The sequence below is a fragment of the Ensifer sp. genome, from assembly GCF_035999185.1.
In the GTDB taxonomy this organism is placed as follows: Bacteria; Pseudomonadota; Alphaproteobacteria; order Rhizobiales; family Rhizobiaceae; genus Ensifer.
This window is the reverse complement of the sequence record NZ_DASYHB010000143.1, coordinates 1-19,949: the sequence shown is the minus strand read 5'-3', so window position 1 is coordinate 19,949 and position 19,949 is coordinate 1. Positions and strand designations below refer to the sequence as shown.

Annotated in this window: 21 protein-coding genes; 18 read left to right on the top strand and 3 right to left on the bottom strand. The window is 63.4% G+C overall.

Translation table 11 applies throughout. The features are described 5' to 3' along the window. Positions 1 to 21 precede the first annotated feature (21 nt). Entirely contained in the window at positions 22 to 807 is a 786-nt protein-coding gene (locus tag VGO04_RS18820) for a TSUP family transporter (protein WP_327497494.1), read from the bottom strand. 447 nt (positions 808 to 1,254) lie between these two features. Here VGO04_RS18820 and VGO04_RS18815 point away from each other — a divergent pair, with 447 nt between their 5' ends. From VGO04_RS18815 to VGO04_RS18790, 6 genes are all read left to right on the top strand, one after another. Then, positions 1,255 to 1,719, top strand: a complete 465-nt coding sequence (locus VGO04_RS18815; protein ID WP_327497493.1) for a cobalamin biosynthesis protein — start codon at positions 1,255 to 1,257, stop codon at positions 1,717 to 1,719. A gap of 130 nt (positions 1,720 to 1,849) precedes the next feature. After that, entirely contained in the window at positions 1,850 to 2,692 is an 843-nt protein-coding gene (gene cobA, locus VGO04_RS18810) for a uroporphyrinogen-III C-methyltransferase (RefSeq protein WP_327497492.1), read from the top strand. Then, positions 2,689 to 3,993, top strand: coding sequence for a cobyrinate a,c-diamide synthase (locus VGO04_RS18805; RefSeq protein WP_327497491.1), 1,305 nt, complete (start codon positions 2,689 to 2,691; stop codon positions 3,991 to 3,993). Before cobA ends, VGO04_RS18805 begins: the two co-directional genes overlap by 4 nt. Next, the gene (gene cobD, locus VGO04_RS18800; protein WP_327497490.1) at positions 3,990 to 5,015 is read left to right on the top strand and encodes a threonine-phosphate decarboxylase CobD; all 1,026 of its coding nucleotides are present in this window, start codon (positions 3,990 to 3,992) and stop codon (positions 5,013 to 5,015) included. The genes VGO04_RS18805 and cobD overlap by 4 nt, the downstream gene beginning before the upstream one ends. Further along, positions 5,016 to 5,987 carry an adenosylcobinamide-phosphate synthase CbiB gene (cbiB, locus tag VGO04_RS18795; protein ID WP_327497489.1) on the top strand — a complete coding sequence of 324 codons (972 nt, stop codon included), beginning with the start codon at positions 5,016 to 5,018 and terminating at the stop codon, positions 5,985 to 5,987. A gap of 190 nt (positions 5,988 to 6,177) precedes the next feature. Next, positions 6,178 to 6,567 carry a L,D-transpeptidase gene (locus tag VGO04_RS18790; RefSeq protein WP_327497528.1) on the top strand — a complete coding sequence of 130 codons (390 nt, stop codon included), beginning with the start codon at positions 6,178 to 6,180 and terminating at the stop codon, positions 6,565 to 6,567. 278 nt (positions 6,568 to 6,845) lie between these two features. Here VGO04_RS18790 and VGO04_RS18785 read toward each other — a convergent pair whose 3' ends face one another. Continuing rightward, the gene (locus VGO04_RS18785) at positions 6,846 to 7,583 is read right to left on the bottom strand and encodes a Crp/Fnr family transcriptional regulator (protein WP_327497488.1); all 738 of its coding nucleotides are present in this window, start codon (positions 7,581 to 7,583) and stop codon (positions 6,846 to 6,848) included. A gap of 216 nt (positions 7,584 to 7,799) precedes the next feature. Here VGO04_RS18785 and hemN point away from each other — a divergent pair, with 216 nt between their 5' ends. The 9 genes from hemN (at position 7,800) to VGO04_RS18740 (ending at position 16,615) form a co-directional block, all read left to right on the top strand. After that, the gene (hemN, locus tag VGO04_RS18780; RefSeq protein WP_327497487.1) at positions 7,800 to 9,149 is read left to right on the top strand and encodes an oxygen-independent coproporphyrinogen III oxidase; all 1,350 of its coding nucleotides are present in this window, start codon (positions 7,800 to 7,802) and stop codon (positions 9,147 to 9,149) included. A gap of 212 nt (positions 9,150 to 9,361) precedes the next feature. Next, the gene (locus VGO04_RS18775; protein WP_089044188.1) at positions 9,362 to 9,646 is read left to right on the top strand and encodes an acyl carrier protein; all 285 of its coding nucleotides are present in this window, start codon (positions 9,362 to 9,364) and stop codon (positions 9,644 to 9,646) included. A 130-nt stretch (positions 9,647 to 9,776) separates the two neighbouring features. Next, positions 9,777 to 10,262, top strand: a complete 486-nt coding sequence (locus VGO04_RS18770) for a 3-hydroxyacyl-ACP dehydratase FabZ family protein (RefSeq protein WP_327497486.1) — start codon at positions 9,777 to 9,779, stop codon at positions 10,260 to 10,262. A 1-nt stretch (position 10,263) separates the two neighbouring features. Continuing rightward, positions 10,264 to 11,466: a beta-ketoacyl-ACP synthase gene (locus tag VGO04_RS18765; protein WP_327497485.1), complete on the top strand. Its 1,203-nt coding sequence runs from the start codon at positions 10,264 to 10,266 to the stop codon at positions 11,464 to 11,466. 9 nt (positions 11,467 to 11,475) lie between these two features. Further along, positions 11,476 to 12,762 (top strand): beta-ketoacyl-ACP synthase, encoded by a 1,287-nt coding sequence (locus tag VGO04_RS18760; protein WP_327497484.1) that lies wholly within the window; start codon positions 11,476 to 11,478, stop codon positions 12,760 to 12,762. 103 nt (positions 12,763 to 12,865) lie between these two features. Then, the gene (locus tag VGO04_RS18755) at positions 12,866 to 13,894 is read left to right on the top strand and encodes a zinc-binding dehydrogenase (RefSeq protein ID WP_077960945.1); all 1,029 of its coding nucleotides are present in this window, start codon (positions 12,866 to 12,868) and stop codon (positions 13,892 to 13,894) included. A gap of 11 nt (positions 13,895 to 13,905) precedes the next feature. Then, complete coding sequence (locus VGO04_RS18750; protein WP_327497527.1) at positions 13,906 to 14,835, top strand: lipid A biosynthesis lauroyl acyltransferase; 930 nt, start codon at positions 13,906 to 13,908, stop codon at positions 14,833 to 14,835. Between the two features lie 373 nt (positions 14,836 to 15,208). Beyond that, complete coding sequence (locus tag VGO04_RS18745) at positions 15,209 to 15,919, top strand: PAS domain-containing protein (RefSeq protein WP_327497483.1); 711 nt, start codon at positions 15,209 to 15,211, stop codon at positions 15,917 to 15,919. A gap of 120 nt (positions 15,920 to 16,039) precedes the next feature. Beyond that, positions 16,040 to 16,615 (top strand): GNAT family protein, encoded by a 576-nt coding sequence (locus tag VGO04_RS18740; protein ID WP_327497482.1) that lies wholly within the window; start codon positions 16,040 to 16,042, stop codon positions 16,613 to 16,615. Between the two features lie 102 nt (positions 16,616 to 16,717). Here VGO04_RS18740 and VGO04_RS18735 read toward each other — a convergent pair whose 3' ends face one another. Then, entirely contained in the window at positions 16,718 to 17,158 is a 441-nt protein-coding gene (locus VGO04_RS18735) for a hemerythrin domain-containing protein (RefSeq protein WP_414650569.1), read from the bottom strand. Positions 17,159 to 17,409: 251 nt separating this feature from the next. Here VGO04_RS18735 and ccoN point away from each other — a divergent pair, with 251 nt between their 5' ends. From ccoN to VGO04_RS18720, 3 genes are read left to right on the top strand one after another with little or no spacing between them, the layout of a single operon-like run. Further along, complete coding sequence (gene ccoN, locus VGO04_RS18730; RefSeq protein WP_327497480.1) at positions 17,410 to 19,038, top strand: cytochrome-c oxidase, cbb3-type subunit I; 1,629 nt, start codon at positions 17,410 to 17,412, stop codon at positions 19,036 to 19,038. 13 nt (positions 19,039 to 19,051) lie between these two features. Beyond that, the gene (gene ccoO / locus VGO04_RS18725; RefSeq protein WP_104664286.1) at positions 19,052 to 19,783 is read left to right on the top strand and encodes a cytochrome-c oxidase, cbb3-type subunit II; all 732 of its coding nucleotides are present in this window, start codon (positions 19,052 to 19,054) and stop codon (positions 19,781 to 19,783) included. Between the two features lie 13 nt (positions 19,784 to 19,796). Continuing rightward, positions 19,797 to 19,949 carry a CcoQ/FixQ family Cbb3-type cytochrome c oxidase assembly chaperone gene (locus VGO04_RS18720; protein WP_034788377.1) on the top strand — a complete coding sequence of 51 codons (153 nt, stop codon included), beginning with the start codon at positions 19,797 to 19,799 and terminating at the stop codon, positions 19,947 to 19,949.

Below are 19,949 nucleotides of genomic sequence, written 5' to 3'. Positions count from 1 at the left end.
GGCCGAGGGTCGCCGCCGGGCTCAAAGCCCCAGCCAGATCCTCAGCGGATGCGTCGGATCTGCCAATAGCCGGATCGCGAGCGCGATCGAGACGACGACAAGCAGTGGCTTGATGATCTTGGCGCCCTTGGCCATGGCGTAGCGCGAGCCGACCTGGGCGCCGAGGAACTGGCCGACGCCCATCAACAGGCCGACCTTCCACAGGATGGCGCCGAAGAAGAGGAAGACGGCAAAGGCGCCGATGTTGGAGCCGAAGTTGAGGAACTTCGTGTGTGCGGTCGCCTTCAGCACGCCGAAGCCGGCAAGCGTGACGAAACCGAGCATGAAGAAGGAGCCGGTGCCCGGACCGAAGACGCCGTCGTAAAAGCCGATCAGCGGCACCAGCGTCAGCGTGAAGACGAAGGGGGTGATGCGGCGGTGCTGGTCGACATCGCCCATGTTCGGCTTCAGGCCGAAATAGAGCGCGATCGCAAGCAGCAGGAAGGGAAGGACCGCTTTCAGCACGTCACCGGGAACGATGGTTGCAAGCAGTGCGCCGAGCACGGCGCCGGCCCCCGACATCAGCGCCATCGGCAGCTGCTCTTTCAGGTTCACATGGCCCTTGCGCGCATAGGAAAGCGTCGCCGAGCCAGAGCCGAACAACCCTTGCAGCTTGTTGGTGCCAAGCGTCTGCAGCGGCGGGATGCCGGCAATCAGCATGGCTGGAATGGTGATCATGCCGCCGCCGCCGGCGATCGAATCGATGAAGCCGGCGATGAAGGCGGCAACGAACAGGAAGGCGAGCAGGTGGAGGGCAAGATCTTGCACGGGAGGGACTCTGGGGAAGGAAATGCAGGGAAGCTTTGCGCCTTGTGTCAGAGCCGGCAGAGAAATGCAAAGCCTTCTGTTTCAGCGCGTTCGCCGTACCTTCTAGTTGATATGGAATGTCTCACGAAATCAACGCCTTCCTCTGAGTCGCTCGGTTTCGGCTTCGTGTTCTCAGGCGTCGAAGCCGATGCGTGCTGCCCGGGTGCGGGTCGTCTGCACGCATTCCCCAAACGCGACATGGCAATGGCGCAATCCGGTTTGACCCGTCCTCACCGCTTAGGTAAAAATGACGATCATGCGACGGCGTCCGCTTCGGCGGACTGAAAGAGCGTCCGGTGCGGCCGACCCAGGCAGGGGGCTTTTGACCGGTGCTGTCCAGATCGGCTGGGAACGACCTGTTCCAGCCGGCGCTTCGTTAAGGACAACCGACGAAGGGAGCCGGCCGCCGTGCCATCGGGCAATCCATCTGCAGACGACAGTGGCGAACGCGCGACCCTGGTGCTGGGGCTCGGCTGCGAGCGCGGTGCGTCTTGTCAGGAAGTGATCGCGCTGGCCGAGCGCGCCTTGGCCAAGGCCGGCGCCGAGGCTGCCGATCTGCGGTTCGTCGCGTCGCTCGACGCGCGCGCAGAGGAGCCGGCGATCCTCGCTGCCGCCAATCATTTTTCCGCGCCGGCGGCTTTCTATGATGCCGTCAGGCTGGAGGCCGAAGCTCACCGCCTTGCCAACCCCTCGAAGGTCGTCTTTGCCCATACCGGCTGCCATGGCGTGGCCGAGGGGGCAGCACTTGTCGGCGCGGGTCGAGAGGCCGTGCTGATCGTGCCGAAGATCACGTCGGCGCATGCAACGGCCGCGATTGCCGGGCCGGCAGGAAGCCGAGCGCAAGCGTGCCTCGCAGAAGCGGAGCGCGCCTGATGCGTTCTTATGTTGTTGAATTGAATCAGACTTTTGTCCGGATTTTCTCTCAGATGGAATCCGGTTGTTCGCAAAGCGTATCAAGTCGGGCACCGCAGCGTGGCGCCGGCGGACAGGTGGGGCAGCATTGATGACCGACGACCTCTTTGCCGGATTGCCGGCGCTCGAAAAAGGTTCGGTCTGGCTGGTCGGTGCCGGTCCCGGCGACCCCGGCCTGTTGACGCTGCACGCCGCAAATGCGCTGCGGCAGGCGGATGTCATCGTGCACGACGCGTTGGTCAACGAGGATTGCCTGAAGCTCGCGAGGCCCGGCGCTGTGCTGGAGTTCGCCGGAAAACGCGGCGGCAAGCCGTCGCCGAAGCAGCGCGATATCTCGCTTCGTCTGGTCGAGCTTGCGCGCGCCGGCAACCGGGTGCTCAGGCTGAAGGGCGGCGATCCCTTCGTCTTCGGCCGCGGCGGCGAGGAGGCGCTGACGCTGGTCGAGCATCAAGTCCCGTTTCGCATCGTGCCCGGCATCACCGCCGGCATCGGCGGGCTTGCCTATGCCGGCATTCCGGTGACGCATCGTGAGGTCAATCACGCCGTCACTTTCCTCACCGGTCACGATTCCTCCGGCCTCGTGCCCGACCGGATCAACTGGCAGGGCATAGCCAGCGGCTCGCCCGTCATCGTCATGTACATGGCGATGAAACATATCGGTGCGATCACCGCCAATTTGATCGCTGCTGGCCGCTCGCCGGACGAGCCCGTCGCCTTCGTCTGCAACGCGGCGACCGTCAACCAGACGGTGCTGGAAACGACGCTGTCGCGCGCCGAAGCCGATGTCGCGGCGGCCGGGCTCGAGCCGCCGGCGATCGTGGTCGTCGGCGAGGTGGTGCGGCTTCGTGCGGCACTCGACTGGATCGGCGCGCTCGACGGGCGCAAACTTGCGGCCGACCCCTTCGCCAACCGCATTCTCAGGAACCCGGCATGAGCGGTCTCTTGATCGCGGCACCTTCGTCCGGCTCCGGCAAGACGACGGTGACGCTCGGACTGATGCGGGCGCTGAGGAAGCGCGGTGTCGCGATTGCGCCGGGCAAGGCCGGGCCCGACTATATCGATCCGGCGTTTCATGCGGCGGCAAGCGGCGAGCCGTGCTTCAACTTCGATCCCTGGGCGATGCGCGCCGAGCTGTTGATGGCCAATGCCTCGCATGCGGCGGCCGGTGGCCGCACGATGATCGTCGAGGCGATGATGGGGCTATACGACGGCGCGGCCGACGGCTCCGGCACGCCCGCCGACCTTGCCGCGAGCCTCGACCTTGCCGTCATTCTCGTCGTCGATTGCGCCCGCCTGTCCCATTCGGTGGCGGCACTCGTGCGCGGCTATGCGGATCATCGAGACGACATCCGCGTCGTCGGCGTCATCCTCAACAAGGTCGGCAGCGACCGGCACGAGATGATGCTTCGCGACGCGCTGGAGCGTGTGCGCATGCCGATCTTCGGCGTTCTGAGGCAAGACAGCGCGCTGCAACTGCCGGAGCGGCACCTTGGGCTGGTGCAGGCGGGCGAGCATGCGGCGCTCGAAACCTTCATCGAGGCGGCGGCCGAGCGGGTGGGGCGCGCGTGCGATCTCGACGCGATCGGCCGCGCTGCGCGCAGCTTCCCGCAGCAGGCTGTGCCGGCGAACATCGAGCGGCTCCCCCCGCTCGGCCAGCGCATCGCCGTTGCGCGCGACAAGGCCTTTGCCTTCTCCTACGAGCATCTGCTGTTCGGCTGGCGTCGGCGTGGGGCGGAGATCTCGTTCTTCTCGCCACTTGCCGACGAGGCGCCGGATCCTGCGGCCGACGCCGTCTACCTACCGGGCGGCTATCCGGAACTGCATGCGGGCCACTTGAGTGCTGCCGCTACCTTCCGCGCCGGCATGCAACGAGCCGCCGAAAGCAACGCCCGGATTTTTGGCGAATGCGGCGGCTACATGGTGCTTGGCGAGGGGCTTGTCGCTGCCGATGGCGCACGCTACGACATGCTCGGCCTGCTGCCGCTGACAACCAGTTTTGCCACGCGCAGGCGGCACCTCGGCTATCGCCGGGTCGTGCCGGTCGACAACAGCTTTTTCGATGGACCCATGACGGCGCACGAATTCCACTACGCGACCATCGTTGCCGAAGGTGCCGCCGACAGGCTGTTTGCAGTCAGCGATGCCGCCGGCGAGGATCTCGGCCATGCGGGCCTGAGGCGCGGCAATGTCGCCGGCTCGTTCATGCACCTGATCGACATTTCGGCCCGGTCATGAGCGCACCGATCGTTCATGGCGGTGGCATCACCGAGGCCGCGGCCCGCTATGGTGGGCGGCTTGAGGACTGGCTCGATCTTTCGACCGGCATCAACCCGTGCCCGGTCGCCTTGCCGGAAGTGCCCGCGCGTGCCTGGCACCGACTGCCGGACAACCAGACCGTCGACGATGCCCGCCGCGCGGCCGCCGCGCACTACCGCACCAATGGGGTCTTGCCGCTGCCCGTGCCGGGCACGCAATCGGTGATCCAGCTTTTGCCGCGGCTCATGCAGTTCCACCAAGGGGCGGGAGCAGCGGCGGGCAGGCGTGTCGCAATCTTTGCGCCAACCTATGGCGAGTATGCCCGCGTGCTGCAGGCGGTCGGTTTTGCCGTCGACCGCATCGAAAGCGCCGGCGAACTTGCGGCCGAGCATGGCCTTGTCATCGTGGTCAATCCCAACAACCCGACCGGTCGCGCCTTTGCGCCCGCCGATATTATCGCGATGGCCGAAAGGCTGAAGGAACAGGCCGGGCTGCTCATCGTCGACGAAGCCTTCGGCGATCTGGAGCCAGAGTTGAGCGTTGCCAGTCATGTCCGCGAACAGGGTAACCTCGTGGTCTTCCGCTCCTTCGGCAAGTTCTTTGGGCTCGCCGGCCTGCGGCTCGGCTTTGTCGTGGCACCCGAGCCGGTGCTTTCAGCCTTTGCCGACTGGCTTGGGCCCTGGGCCGTTTCCGGCCCGGCCCTGACGATTTCGACGGCGCTGATGCAGGGCGACACCAGGGCGATCGCCGCGGGAATTCTGGAGCGCCGCGCGGGCCTTGATGCCGTGCTCGATGGGGCAGGGATTGCCCGGCTTGGCGGCACCGGGCTTTTCGTTCTGGTCGAGCACCAGCAGGCGGGACTCTTGCACGAAAGGCTCTGCGAAGCGCATATCCTGACGCGCAAGTTCGATTATGCGCCGACCTGGCTTCGCATCGGGCTTGCGCCAGATGCCGCGGCCGACCGGCGGCTTGCGGACGCGCTTCGGCGCATGGAGTTCTGAGTGTCCGAGACGATCCTGCTGATCCTGGCGCTTGGACTGGTGATCGACCGCATAGTCGGCGATCCGGACTGGCTGTGGCGGCGATTGCCGCATCCGGTCGTCTATTTCGGCAAGGCGATCGGCTTTCTTGACGCGCGATTGAACCGCGACGGCCTGGACGATCGCGCGGCCAAGCTTCGCGGCGTCGTCACGATCGTGCTTCTGCTTGCGCTGAGTGCGGCGCTCGGGCTTGTGCTGCACCGATTTTTCGCAGCACTCGGTCCCGTCGGCTTTTTGGCTGAAGCCGTGCTGGTCGCGGTGTTCCTGGCGCAAAAGAGCCTTGCCGATCACGTACGGCGCGTCGCAGACGGCTTGCGAGAGGGCGGGCTCGAAGGCGGGCGGGCGGCGGTCTCGATGATCGTCGGCCGCGATCCGAAGACGCTCGACGAGCCCGCGGTTTGCCGGGCGGCGATCGAAAGCCTGGCCGAGAACTTCTCCGACGGCGTGGTGGCGCCGGCTTTCTGGTATGCGGTGTTCGGTCTGCCGGGCCTCATTGCCTACAAGATGCTGAACACGGCCGATTCGATGATCGGCCACAAATCGCCGAAGTATCTGCACTTCGGCTGGGCCTCCGCACGACTTGACGATCTCGCCAATCTGCCGGCCGCACGGCTTTCGATCCTTTTGATCGCTGCCGGTGCGCTTCTCAATCGTGGTGGGCGCGCCGCAACGGATGCGCTGACCACCGCACTGCGCGATCATGGCCTGCACCGTTCGCCCAATTCCGGCTGGCCGGAAGCGGCGATGGCGGGCGCGCTCGACCTGCAGCTTGCCGGCCCGCGCATCTATGATGGTGTGAAGGTCAGCGAGCCGATGATCAACGGCCCGGGGCGTGCAGTGGCGACGAGCGAAGACATCGACGTCGGCATTGCTGTATTCTACGGCGCCTGCACGGCGATGACATCGGCTGTTCTTGTCATCGCGATGATTTGATCGCGGCAAGCCTTCGAGCCCGAGCAAAACTCACCTTAGCATTAAGACTTTTCTTTCCATATGTATTAAGGTCGTATCATATTCGACCAGTTATTCTCCTTGGAACGTCTGGTTCCACCGGTAAGTGTTCGTTTTTCCCGGAGAGAGAAGCATGCGCAAATCATTTTTGACTGTGCTTATTGCCACTCTGATGCAGTTTCCCGTTCAGCCTCTGAGCGCCGCAAATCTCATTGCCGACATCAGCCTGTCCTCGCAGACCATGACCGTGCGGCAGTACGGCGTGGTGATGTATCGCTGGAAGGTGTCGACGGCGCGACGGGGCTATGTCACCCCGCGCGGCAGCTGGAGCGCGAAGTGGCTCTCGCGCAACCACCGTTCACGCAAATACGACGACGCGCCGATGCCCTATGCCGTTTTCTTCAACGGCGGCTACGCCATTCACGCCACCTACGACATCAAGCGCCTCGGCCGCCCGGCGTCCCACGGCTGCGTGCGGCTGCATCCGAACAATGCTGCCGAGTTCTTCGCGCTGACGAAGGAACATGGGCTGGCGAACACACGGATTGTCATTACGCGCTGACGGTGTCGGCCTCGGAGAGTTGCCCCTTATCCGTCTGCCGGCACCTACTCCCCGCAGGCAGGGAGAAGGGACGTGTCGCACCGGTTTCACACCTCGCGACCTTTGGGCCGCATACTCCGCTATCTTCGGGGGAGGCCAACTGTAGGGCTGTTCCCTCTCGCCGCGAGCGGGGGGAGTGTTAGTCCTCGGGTTAAACCCGAGGAGAGGGGCAGCTCACGAGTTCGTTTTCAGGGTGAAGGGCAAACCTCGAACGACGCCGGAATGGCTTTGGTCGCCGCTCAATCGATCCCCGCCACATGCATCAGCCGGTCGAGGCTGGGCACGCTGACGTGGCGGCTGTTTTCGATGCGGATGACGTTGTCCTTGCGCAGCTTGGTGATCTGCCGGCTGACGGTCTCGATGGTGAGGCCGAGATAGTCGGCAATGTCGGCGCGCGACAGCGGCAGGTCGAATTCGTTCGCCGTGCCCTTCTCGGGCGCGATATGGGTGGCGATGATATAGAGGAAGCTCGCAACCTTTTCCTGTGCGGTCTTGCGGCCGAGCGTCAGCATCCAGTCGCGCGCCTCGTCGAGTTCCTTCAGCGCCTGTTCGTGCAGCCGGTGTTCCAGCCCCGGCGCTTCCGAGACGAGGCGCTCGATGACGGTGCGCGGGAAACAACAGATGTCGGTATCGACCGCCGCTTCGGCCGTCAGCGCGCTTTCGCGGGTAAAGGGCCGGCCCATGAAGTCAGGCGCAAACTGCAGGCCGACGATCTGCTGGCGGCCGTCGGCCAGAACCTTGCTGAGCTTGACCACGCCCGAAATGATGTTGGCGTAGCTGTCGGTGGTTTCGCCCTGGCCGATGACCTCCCGGCCGGGCTCGATGCTGCGGCGGGTGGAGTGGCGGCTGAGGTCGAGAAGCTGATCTGGAGACAGCGTACCGCAAACACCGCCGTGGCGCGCCTCGCAGGCGGAGCAGACGGTTGGAATGTCCGAATTATGGATATCCTTGCGGCGATGTTCGTTCACGATCTGCAATTCTTTCTACCTGCATTCAATTGCTCCCTGGAGGACCAAAGAGGATGCGGGTCGTTAAATCAAGAGTTGACAGGTGCTAATTCCGAAAGCGCGAAACAATGTCTCATGTCGGCTTGAGCATTGTCAATTTTAACGTGTTAATTCGGCGACTTGATCAAAATCAAAGGGCCCGTTGGGCATCCGTCCTATCCATCTTTCATGACAGTGGAGAGACCGATGGACGACGCGCTCATCCTCAAGCATGCGGCACCCGTGCCGCGCTACACCAGCTACCCGACAGCCCCGCATTTCTCCGAATCCGTGGGATCTGCCGACTATATGGACTGGCTTCAGGCAATCGGCCCCGGCGAGGCGGTGTCGCTCTATGCCCATATTCCCTATTGCGACCGGCTCTGCTGGTTCTGTGCCTGCCACACCAAGCAGACGCTGCGCTACGATCCCGTGGCAACCTACCTGGACGGTTTGCATCGGGAGGTTGCGGCAATTGGCGGGCGAGTGAACCGTGAAGCCCGGGTAACGGCACTGCACCTTGGCGGCGGTTCGCCGACGCTCGTCAGGCCGGAGGACCTCATCGCGCTGAAGCGCGTCTTCACCGACCACTTTACCTTTGCGCCCGATTGCGAGATCAGCGTCGAGATGGACCCGAACGACCTCGACGAGGCGCGTCACGATGCGCTGGCGGCGATCGGCATGACGCGGGCAAGTTTCGGTATCCAGGATTTCGATCCCCGGGTGCAGGACGCGATTAACCGCATCCAGACCTATGAGCAGACGCGTGGCGCCATCGAGGCGGCGCGGGCAAGGGGCGTCCACTCGGTCAATTGCGACGTGCTCTACGGCTTGCCCTATCAGAGCCTTCAGTCGCTGGAACGCACGATGGAGGCGGTGTTGACGCTTGCGCCCGACAGGGTCGCACTCTTCGGCTATGCACACGTGCCGTGGATGAAGACGCACCAGAAGATGATCCTCGACGAAAGCCTGCCCGGTATCGTCGAGCGCTTCGCCCAGATGAGCCGAGCGGCTGAAATGCTTCTGGCCGCCGGCTACGAGGCTGTTGGTATCGACCATTTCGCCAAGCCTGCAGACAGCCTTGCGCGCGCCAGCCGGGAAGGGCGGCTCAGGCGCAATTTCCAGGGCTATACCGACGATGCGGCCGAAACTCTCGTTGGCCTCGGTGCCTCGGCGATCGGTCAGTTCCGGGATGGCTATGTGCAGAACATGCCGGCAACCGGCGAGTACCTGCGAAACGTCGAGAGGTCAGGGGTGGCGGCGGTCAGAGGCTACCGCTTCACACCGGACGACCGGTTGAGAGCAAAAGTCATTGCCGACATCATGTGCCGTTTCGCGTTTTCCTTCGCAGAGGTCGAGCAGGCTTTTCCGGGTCTGGCCGCGGCTGTGATCGAGGAGGCGCGGCTTTTCAGGACGCGCGACGCCGATCAGTTGACAACGATCGAGAATGGGATTTTCCGGCTGACCGAACGCGGGCGTCCGTTCGCGCGTCCCGTTGCCGCAGCCTTTGATGCCTATCTCGGCAACGGACGTGGTCGACATTCGGTCGCCGTCTGAGTTGTGCGCCACCTTTAGGGCGGAGCGCCCGTATACATGTCCTCGGTTGAAAGTGCCTGAGACGCGTCTCAGCCGCCGTGGCGTCGGTCCGCCGGCGCGCGGCGCTCTGGCAACACCGTTTTCCAATTCGCAATCCATTGCGATCAAGCCCATTGGCTTTTGCGGCGCATTTACCTATAGGATCGCCGAGACTCGACATTGAATAAAGAGGTATGCGCGTGACAGCTACATTCGACAAGGTTGCCGACATCATCGCGGAAACGAGCGAGATCGATCGCGAGACGATTACGCCGGAAAGCCACACGATCGACGATCTGGGCATCGACAGCCTGGACTTCCTCGACATCGTGTTTGCGATCGACAAGGAATTCGGCATCAAGATTCCGCTCGAGCAGTGGACGCAGGAAGTCAACGAAGGCAAGGTTTCGACCGAAGAGTACTTCGTTCTGAAGAACCTCTGCGCCAAGATCGACGAACTGCGGGCTGCCAAGGGCTGATCGGGCTTTCGCCCAAGCCTTGCCGCACCAATTCCAATGCCGCCCGTCGCGCCTTGCGCTTGACAGGCGGCATTGGCGTTTTTACTTGAGCCCGAAACGAACGGCCCGAAAACAAACGGGGTGAGCCTCAATGCTCCTTGAATACTTCCAGATGATCGATCGTGTCGAAACGGTCGATCTTTCGGCTGGCCGGTTGACGGCGCGGTCCGTGGTTCCTGAAAAGAGCCCGGTGTTCGAAGGCCATTTCCCAGGCTACCCGCTGGTGCCGGGCGTGCTTCTGATAGAGACCATGGCCCAGGCCTCCGGTTTCCTCGTGCTCGCCGCCACCAATTTCGCCGCCATGCCCTTCCTGATGTCGGTCGACGGCGCCAAGATGCGCACCTTCGTCGAGCCGAATGCCGAACTCGATATCGAGGCCTTCCTCGAGCACGACGGCTCGGGCTTTGCCGTGACCAAGGCGAAGATCACGTCCGCCGGCAAGAAGGTCTGCGACGCGCAGCTGAAGCTCAGAACCATGCCGTTCGATCAGGTTCCGCTCGGCGACATCGTGCGCAAGCGGGCCGGGGAAGTGGGTCTGATGGCGGCTCTTTCGGCGACAGCCGGTTCGGAGAAGTAAGATGAGCAAATCTGCAAACGACGTGGTCATTACCGGCGTCGGTATCGTCACCAGCCAGGGTGTCGGCGTCGAGCCGCATGTGGCTCTGCTGAAAGCCGGCGCTTCGCCGGCCGTACGTGTCGAGACCGAAAAGTTCAGCCCCTATCCGGTGCACCCGCTGCCGGAAATCGACTGGTCGCAGCAGATCGCCAAGCGTGGCGACCAGCGCCAGATGGAAAACTGGCAGCGCCTCGGCGTCTTTTCCGCCGGCCTTGCACTCGATGACGCCGGCCTCAAGGACAATCTGGAAGCCTGCGGCAGCATGGACATGATCGTCGCTGCCGGCGGCGGCGAGCGCGACATCAATGTCGATTCGCTGATCGTCGACGAGGCGCTCAAGCGCAACGACCGCGAACAGCTCCTCAACGAAAAGCTGACGACGGAACTACGCCCGACGCTGTTTCTGGCCCAGCTCTCCAACCTGCTCGCCGGCAACATCTCGATCGTGCACAAGGTCACCGGTTCGTCGCGCACCTTCATGGGCGAAGAGGCGGCCGGCATCTCGGCGATCGAAACCGCCTTTGCCCGCATCAAGGCCGGCCAGTCGAGCCATACGCTCGTCGGCGGCGCGTTCTCGGCCGAGCGTCTCGACATCATTCTTTTGATCGAAGCCATCCAGGGGCATGCGCTCGGCGATTGGCACCCGATCTGGTCGCGCAGCAAGGACAATGGCGGCGGCATGATCCTCGGCTCCGTCGGCGCCTTCCTGGTGCTGGAATCGCGCGAGTATGCCGAAGCTCGCGGCGCCCGCATCTATGCAACCATCGACGCGATCGGCGGAGACCGCGGCGCGCGCGACGGCGGCAAGCTCGAAGCCCGCCTTGCCGATCTGGCCAAGCCTGCATCCGATCTCGACGCATCCTCGACTGTCGTCTTTTCCGGTACCTCCGGGTTCCACGATCTCGTGGCCCGCGAAAAGGCGTTCCTTGAGGCGACGTTGGCCGGAGCCCCGGTGCGGGCCTATGGCGGCCTCGTCGGCCACAGCATCGAGGCGCAATTCCCGCTGGGTCTGGCGCTGGCAGCGCTGACGCTGGGTGAGGGCGCCAAGGTGCCTGCCTTCGATGCGGGCGCGGAAAAGCCGATGACGGCGGCGGCAAGCGCTGCCGTGGTCACTACCATCGGCCATTCGCGCGGCGAAGGCGTCGCCGTTCTTTCGGCGGAATAACAGGAGCGGATGATGAGCAACGCTTACAAGGACCATCTCGGCCGGCCGATCATCGCGATTACCGGCATGGGCGTCATCACCTCGCTCGGCCAGGGCGTCGAGGACAACTGGGCAGCGCTTTCGGGCGGCGTCTCGGGCATCCACAAGATCACCCGTTTCCCGACCGAGGGCCTCAACACCCGCATCTCCGGCACGGTCGATTTCATCGACATTCCCGCCGCCAATTCGGTCGAGCGCTCCTATGCCATGGCGCGCGAGACCACGCTTGAAGCGCTGGCGCAGGCCGGTATTTCCGGCGACTTCAACGGCCCCCTGTTCCTGGCCGCCCCGCCGGTCGAGCCGGAATGGAGCGCACGCTTCGAGCTTGCCGACCGTTCGCCGCCGTCAGAACAGCCGGGCGACGCCTATAACCGTTTCCTTGCCGCCATGCGCCAGAAGGCCGATCCGGTGTTCCACGAAGCCGTGCTCTTCGGCTCGATCTCGGAACGCCTGGCCGACCGCTTCGGCACGCGCGGCCTGCCGGTGACGCTGTCGACGGCTTGCGCATCGGGTGCGACCGCCATCCAGCTCGGCGTCGAAGCGATCCGCCAGGGTCGCACCGATCGCGCGCTGACGGTTGCGACCGACGGCTCGGTCAGCGCCGAGGCGCTGATCCGCTTTGCGCTGCTTTCGGCCCTTTCGACCCAGAACGATCCGCCGGAAAAGGCCTCCAAGCCCTTCACCAAGGACCGTGACGGCTTCGTCATTGCCGAAGGTGCGGCGACCCTCGTGCTGGAATCGCTCGAAGCGGCCGTTGCCCGTGGTGCCCGCGTCTACGGTATCCTCAAGGGCTGCGGCGAGAAGGCCGACCTCTTCCACCGCACGCGCTCGTCCCCGGACGGTGGGCCCGCGATCGCGACGATCCGCGCAGCACTTGCCGACGCCGGCATCGATGAAGGCGGCATCGGCTACATCAACGCCCACGGCACCTCGACGCCCGAGAACGACAAGATGGAATATCTGTCGATGTCGGCCGTCTTCGGCGAACGCCTGCCGTCGATCCCGGTCTCGTCCAACAAGTCGATGATCGGCCACACCTTGACGGCGGCCGGCGCTGTCGAGGCGGTGTTCTCGATCCAGACGATGCTGACCGGCACGCTGCCGCCGACGATCAACTACCAGAACCCCGACCCGGCGATCGTGCTCGACGTGGTGCCGAACGTGAAGCGCAGCCAGCAGGTGACTGCCGTTCTGTCGAACTCCTTCGGCTTCGGCGGCCAGAACGCCAGCCTTGTCATGACTGCCGAGCCGGCTTAAGCCGGAAACTTAATGAGTTGCAGCGCCTCTTGCGCATCCCGATGGATACGCGGCGCTGTGAAAATTCAAGCCGCAAACATGCCGCCAAGGCAGAGGAAGAACCATGCGCGCCCTGCAACTGCTCGATGACCGCAAGCTCGAAATCACCGACATTCCGGAACCGGAAGCACCCGGCCCCGGCGAGGTGACCCTGCGCGTCAAGGCAGTCGCGCTCAACCATATCGACGTCTGGGGCTGGCGCGGCATGGCGTTCGCCAAGCGCAAGATGCCGCTCGTCATCGGCGCGGAAGCGGCTGGTGTGGTCGACAGCATCGGCCCGGGCGTTTCGAGCGTGCTGCCGGGGCAGCTCGTCTCGATCTACGGCGCGCGCACCTGCGGTCTCTGCCGCCCCTGCAAGGAAGGCCGCGACAACCTTTGCGAACATGTCGGCGGCGTGCACGGCTTCCACCTCGACGGCTTCGCGCAGGAAAAGATCAACCTGCCGGCGCGCCTTCTCGTCCCGGCTCCTCCGGGCGTTGACGCCGTGGCCGCTGCCCTTGCTCCCGTCACCTTCGGTACCGTCGAGCACATGCTCTTCGACAACGCCAAGCTCGAGCCCGGCGAAACCATCCTCGTCCATGCCGGCGGTTCCGGCATCGGTTCGGCGGCGATCCAGCTTGCCAAGAAGATCGGCTGCACCGTGATCACCACCGTCGGCTCCGACGACAAGATCGAGAAGGCCAAGGCCCTTGGCGCCGACCACGTCATCAACTACCGCACCGACCGCTTCGAAGGCGTGGTGCGCAAGCTCACCAAGAAGAAGGGCGTCGACGTCGTGTTCGAACACGTCGGCAAGGACACCTGGGCGGGCTCCATGCTCTGCATGAAGCGCGGCGGACGTCTCGTCACCTGCGGCTCCACCTCGGGTGTTTCCACCGACATGAACCTGATGATGCTGTTCCAGCAGCAGCTGAAGCTGCTTGGTTCGTTCGGCTGCCGCATGGAGAACATGGCCAACGCCATGCAGAAGATGGCGCGTGGCCTGGTGCATCCGGTGATCGACACTGAAATCAGCCTCGATCAGATCGACCGGGCGCTGGAGCGCATGGAGTCGCGCCAGATCTTCGGCAAGATCATCCTGAAGATGGATTGATCGACGTGCGCATGGTGATCACACGGCTGGTGCTGGCGGCGGATCGCTTCCGCCAGTGGCTGATCGCACAGCTCGTCTTCCTGCTTTTGACGATCCTGAAGATGTTTCCCGCCGACGGCGCGATCCGCTTCATGGATCGCGTGGCCCGCTTCATCGGCCCGAAGACCGGCCGGCACAAGCTGACGCTCACCAATCTGCGCAACGCCTTTCCGGAAAAGAGCGAAGCGGAGATCGAGGAGATCGCGCTTGAGAGCTGGGGCAACATGGGCCGCATGGCGGCCGAGTACGTCTTCCTCGACCGTCTCTTCGATTTCGACCCGGAGCGCACGACGCCTGGTCGCGTCGAGGTCTCGGGCATCCCGCTGTTCCTCGAGCTTCGCGACAACCCGCGCCCTTTCATCGTCTTTACCGCCCACAGCGGCAATTTCGAGATGCTGCCGGTTGCCGGCTCCGCCTTCGGCCTCGATGTGACGGTGCTCTTCCGGCCGCCGAACAATCCTTACGTGGCTGAGAAAGTGTTCAAGTTCCGTGAGGAGCGCATGGGCAACCTCGTGCCGTCGCATGCCGGCTCGTCCTTCGCGCTCGCCCGCCAGCTGGAACGCGGTCAGGGGGTTGGCGTTCTCGTCGACCAGAAGTTCCGCAAGGGGCTGAAGACCAAGTTCTTCGGCCAGGACGTGCAGACCAATCCGCTGCTGGCCAAGCTGGTGCGCCAGTTCAACTGCGAGGTCTATCCGGCCCGCTGCATCCGCCTGCCGGGCGGCCGTTTCCGGCTGGAAATCGAACCGGCGATCGCCATCCCGCGCAAGGCCGATGGCAATGTCGACGTCACCGCCACGGCACAGGTGCTGAACGACAAGGTGGAAAGCTGGGTGCGCGAGTATCCGGGGCAGTGGCTCTGGTACCACGATCGCTGGCACATCAAGCGCTACCTCAAGGACTGATTCTCCTGAAAACGCGCAAGCCGCCTGAGGCTTGCGCGGTTCACAAGGCAGTTTGATGTTTTTGCACGCCCGGCACTGATCCGCCGGGCGCTTTTCGTCGTACATATGCAAATGGCTGCTGGGGGACCGCCCCTGAAAATGTTTCCCAGCGGCCGAGTTTTTCTTTCTGCTGTTGAACGCTATCGCAATGAGTGTAAACTCTTAACTGTCTCGCGGGGGAAAGACTGCAAGCGCTTTGGGTCGCTGAAGCGAAGTCGTTTTGCGCGAAAGCAGTGGGGAGAAGCGTCAAAGCCGAAATCAGTGTCTGCAGCATCAACGCTTGTCTTTGTAAGTGCATCGAAGCGGCTATGCCGTGGGGAATTGGGGTTTCGAATTGAACGCACTGATTGAGCTGTTCTGGTTAAAGTATTCGCAGTTGCAGTATGCCGTGCGCATGGCAGACGAGCATCTGGTAAGGATACTGGATCGCGAGTTGGATCCGATCTTAAGGTCCGTCTACGACGAGAAGGCTGTGAGTGTCGAAGACGCCCGCCTGCAGTTCCAGTTCCTGATCGATATCCTGCGCGTCGAAGCTGACGACATTTCCTGCGTGCTCCGGCATTCGCAGCTGCTGCAATCGCTGATCAACCGCTATTTTGCCGCAACCGGTGCCGAGAACTTCGCCGATCTCGCGCTCGACCATCGTCCGGCGCAGCCGAACAAGGGCAGGGCAGACGAGGGGCTTCTCAACGAGGCGATCCTCGACAGCTTCCCCGATCGGCTCGCGGTCATCACGCCCGACTATCGCTATCTCTACACGAACCCGCGCAACGCCCGGCATCTGGAAAGCCGCCAGATGGACCTGATCGGCCGGCATATCGTCGAGTTCATCGGCATCCAGCGCTTCGAGCTCCGGGTAAAGTCCTATCTCGACCGGTGTTTCTCCGGAGAGGTGGTCGACTACACGTTCGCCAAGACCGTGGACGGACGCACCGTCGTCGTGCGTTGCCGGTTGACGCCATGCATGTCGAGCACCGGCAAGCTCATCGGCGCCATCCTGGTGATCCAGGAACATGCCGACCGCAGGCGGGCGATCGCGGCCTAGTGTTCTCGGCCCTGCCGTGAGCGAAGGGTCCTCGCACCTGGTGCGGGATGCTTGCCACCGAAGCACGGTCGTGCTCACGAGCGCAGCGCCGTCAACATCTCCTCAGCACAAGGCAAGGTCGTGGGTATCAGGATAGAAACGTCGCGCCTTGTGCTTCGGCCCTGGAGCGAAGAGGACATCGAACGGCTCACGCTCGGCTTGAACGATCTCGCGCTGGCAAAGTGGCTCGCTTTCGTTCCTCGCCCCTATTCCACGTCGCATGCCGAAGATTGGCTCAGGCGATGCCGGGAGATTGCGGCAAGTCGGCAACCGGTTGCGTATGAATTTGCAATCGAACTCAGATCCGAGCGACTGGCGATCGGCGGTGTCAGTCTCAACAAGATAGACCGGCAGGCTGGAACGGGCGGTGGCGGAATCTGGATAGCCAAATCCTATCAGGGGCATGGCTATGGACGCGAGGCCTTCGAGGCGAAGATCCGCTTTGCTTTTGGCGCGTTGGGACTGACAAGGCTGGTCAACGGCTATTTCGACGGCAACGAAAGTTCCTGGGCGATGCAGCGCAAGCTGGGCTATCGCCGCGTCGGCGAAGTTGCCAGCCGTTGCATGGCTGATGGCAGGCAAACGATCGAACATGTGACGACGTTGCTGCGTAGCGATTGGGACGATCGCGACGGGAAGACGCCGATCGAACCCTGATCCGACGGGCATTTGCACGGCAGACGAAGTCGCGCGATGTCGCGGCGATTGCTGCCCCACGGAACGGCGACGACAATCCGGCTGTCACCGCGGGCACGCAACCTATCCCGCCGGCACCGCCGTGCCGCGCAGGCATTCCTGCTCGAAGGCGACGTGCCGGCGCAAGCTGGTGAAGAAGCCGCGCAGCATGTAGCCGGCGGTCTCGGCGTTGACGCTTTCGTCCGCCGCTCCAAGCCGCTCCAGCATTTCCGTCAGTTCTTCAGCGAAGCACTCGTCCTCGCAGTGCTCGTATTTCAGCCGCTCCAGCGTGGCGCCGATCGTCGGGTCCGAACGGAAGGTCCGCTCGATCCAGGGGAAGACCAGGCTCTCCTCGCCGGAGTGCATCTCGCGGATCATCGGCTCCAGCACCTTGGCGGCATAGACGCATTTCTGCCGGTCGATTTCGGCGGGCAAGCTGTCGGCAATTTCTTCCAGACAGTGACACAGGGCCAGCTGCTCCTCATGGGCGCGCGCGAGCCAGGCAAACGGCTCGGTCACAGGCATGGGACGGGGAGGCGGATCCAGCCGACTGCGGATACGTCCTTCCTCATAGGTCGTCTTTTTCATCGGCTTCATCCGCCACTCCCACGGCGCTCCCTATTGTTTGCCGAGGATGATCCAATCGAGGTGGGGCAGCCTTGATCTGAATCAAGGTGGAGGTGCCCTGATTCTGACACTTTCCGGCCAGCTGCGGTGGCGCGCCTTCATTGGAGGTGTGTTTCCGCGTGCGTTCGGACCAAGTTGGGGACCCAACCATGAAATACACTTTCGAGATGATCCTGCTCGGGATTGGGGCATTTCTTGCGCTGATTGGCGCAGGCTTTGCCCAGGACCGGCACTTCGAGGCCCATATGTGGGTGCTGTTCTTCGTGCTTCTCGCCGGCACCATCGTGCTGATGCGACGCATCGAGTTCAGCCCGGTTTCCGCCGGCAGGACGCCGCCACCACCGCCGCAGTCGGAATATTTCGACGAAGTGGTCAAGTATGGCGTCATCGCCACCGTCTTCTGGGGCGTCGTCGGCTTTCTCGTGGGCGTCGTGGTGGCGCTTCAGCTCGCCTTTCCGGACCTCAACATCGAGCCCTGGTTCAACTTCGGCCGCATGCGGCCGCTTCACACCTCGGCCGTCATCTTCGCCTTCGGCGGCAACGCGCTGATCGCGACATCCTTCTACATCGTCCAGCGCACGAGCCGCGCGCGCCTGTTCGGCGGCAATCTCGGCTGGTTCGTGTTCTGGGGCTACCAACTCTTCATCGTCATGGCCGCCACCGGCTATCTCCTGGGCATCACCCAGTCGAAGGAATATGCCGAGCCGGAATGGTACGTCGACCTCTGGCTGACGGTCGTCTGGGTTGCCTATCTCGCCGTCTTCCTCGGTACGCTTCTGAAGCGCAAGGAGCCGCATATCTATGTGGCCAACTGGTTCTATCTCGCCTTCATCGTCACCATCGCGATGCTGCACATCGTCAACAACCTGGCGGTTCCGGTGTCCTTCCTCGGCTCCAAGAGCTACTCGGCCTTCGCCGGCGTGCAGGACGCGCTGACGCAGTGGTGGTACGGGCATAACGCCGTCGGCTTCTTCCTGACGGCCGGCTTCCTCGGCATGATGTATTACTTCATCCCGAAGCAGGCGAACCGCCCCGTCTATTCCTACCGCCTGTCGATCATCCACTTCTGGTCGCTGATCTTCATGTACATCTGGGCGGGCCCGCACCACCTGCACTATACGGCGCTGCCCGACTGGGCGCAGACGCTCGGCATGGTGTTCTCGATCATGCTGTGGATGCCGTCCTGGGGCGGCATGATCAACGGCCTGATGACGCTGTCGGGCGCCTGGGACAAGATCCGCACCGATCCGATCATCCGCATGATGGTGATGGCCGTGGCCTTCTACGGCATGGCGACCTTCGAAGGTCCGATGATGTCGATCAAGACGGTCAACTCGCTCAGCCACTACACCGACTGGACCATCGGCCACGTGCATTCCGGCGCTCTCGGCTGGAACGGCCTCATCACCTTCGGCGCGATCTACTATCTCGTTCCGAAGCTGTGGAACCGCGAGCGCCTCTACAGCGTGCGCATGGTCAACTGGCACTTCTGGCTCGCAACGCTCGGCATCGTCGTCTACGCGGCGGTCATGTGGGTTGCCGGCATCCAGCAGGGCCTGATGTGGCGCGAATACGACGACCAGGGCTTCCTCGTCTATTCCTTCGCGGAATCGGTCGCGGCCATGCTGCCCTACTACGTGCTGCGTGCCCTTGGCGGCGCACTCTTCCTCGCCGGAGCGCTGCTCATGGCCTTCAACGTAACCATGACCATCCTCGGCCGCGTGCGTGACGAAGCTCCGATCTTCGGAGCAACGCCCGCGCTGAAGCCAGCGGAATAGGAGGGCACAGACAATGTCCATTCTCGACAAACACGCCACCCTTGAACGCAATGCGACGCTGCTGCTCGTCGGCTCGCTGCTCGTCGTCTCCGTCGGCGGCATCGTGGAAATCGCGCCGCTCTTCTATCTCGAAAACACCATCGAGAAGGTGGAAGGCATGCGGCCTTACTCGCCGCTGGAGCTTGCCGGCCGTGACATCTACGTGCGTGAAGGCTGCTACGTCTGTCACAGCCAGATGATCCGTCCGTTCCGCGACGAAGTGGAGCGCTACGGCCATTACTCGCTGGCAGCCGAATCCATGTACGACCATCCGTTCCAGTGGGGCTCCAAGCGCACCGGGCCGGATCTGGCGCGCGTCGGCGACCGCTACTCCAACGAGTGGCACGTGCAGCACATGATCGAGCCGCGCTCGGTGGTGCCGGAATCGGTGATGCCGAGCTACGCCTTCCTCAAGGCGACGCCGCTCGACGTGAACAACATCGCCGCGAACCTGAAGGCCAACAAGGCGGTCGGCGTTCCCTACACGGACGAGATGATCGACAACGCGCTGGCCGACATCAAGGCGCAGGCCGATCCGAACGCCGACACATCGGGCGTCGAGGGGCGCTATCCGAAGGCCAAGCTCGGCGACTTCGACGGCGATCCGCAGAAGCTGACGGAGATGGACGCGCTTGTGGCCTATCTGCAGATGCTCGGCACGCTGGTCGACTTCTCCACCTACGACGACACAACAGGCTACCGGTAAAGGAGATCAGCACATGGAAACCTACACGGCCATGCGCCAGTTCGCCGACAGCTGGGCGCTCCTTGCCATGACGCTCTTCTTCCTGGGCGTCGTCGCCTTCATCTTCCGGCCCGGCGCCAAGAAGGCCGCCGATGATGCCGCAGCCATCCCCCTCAAGGAGGACTGA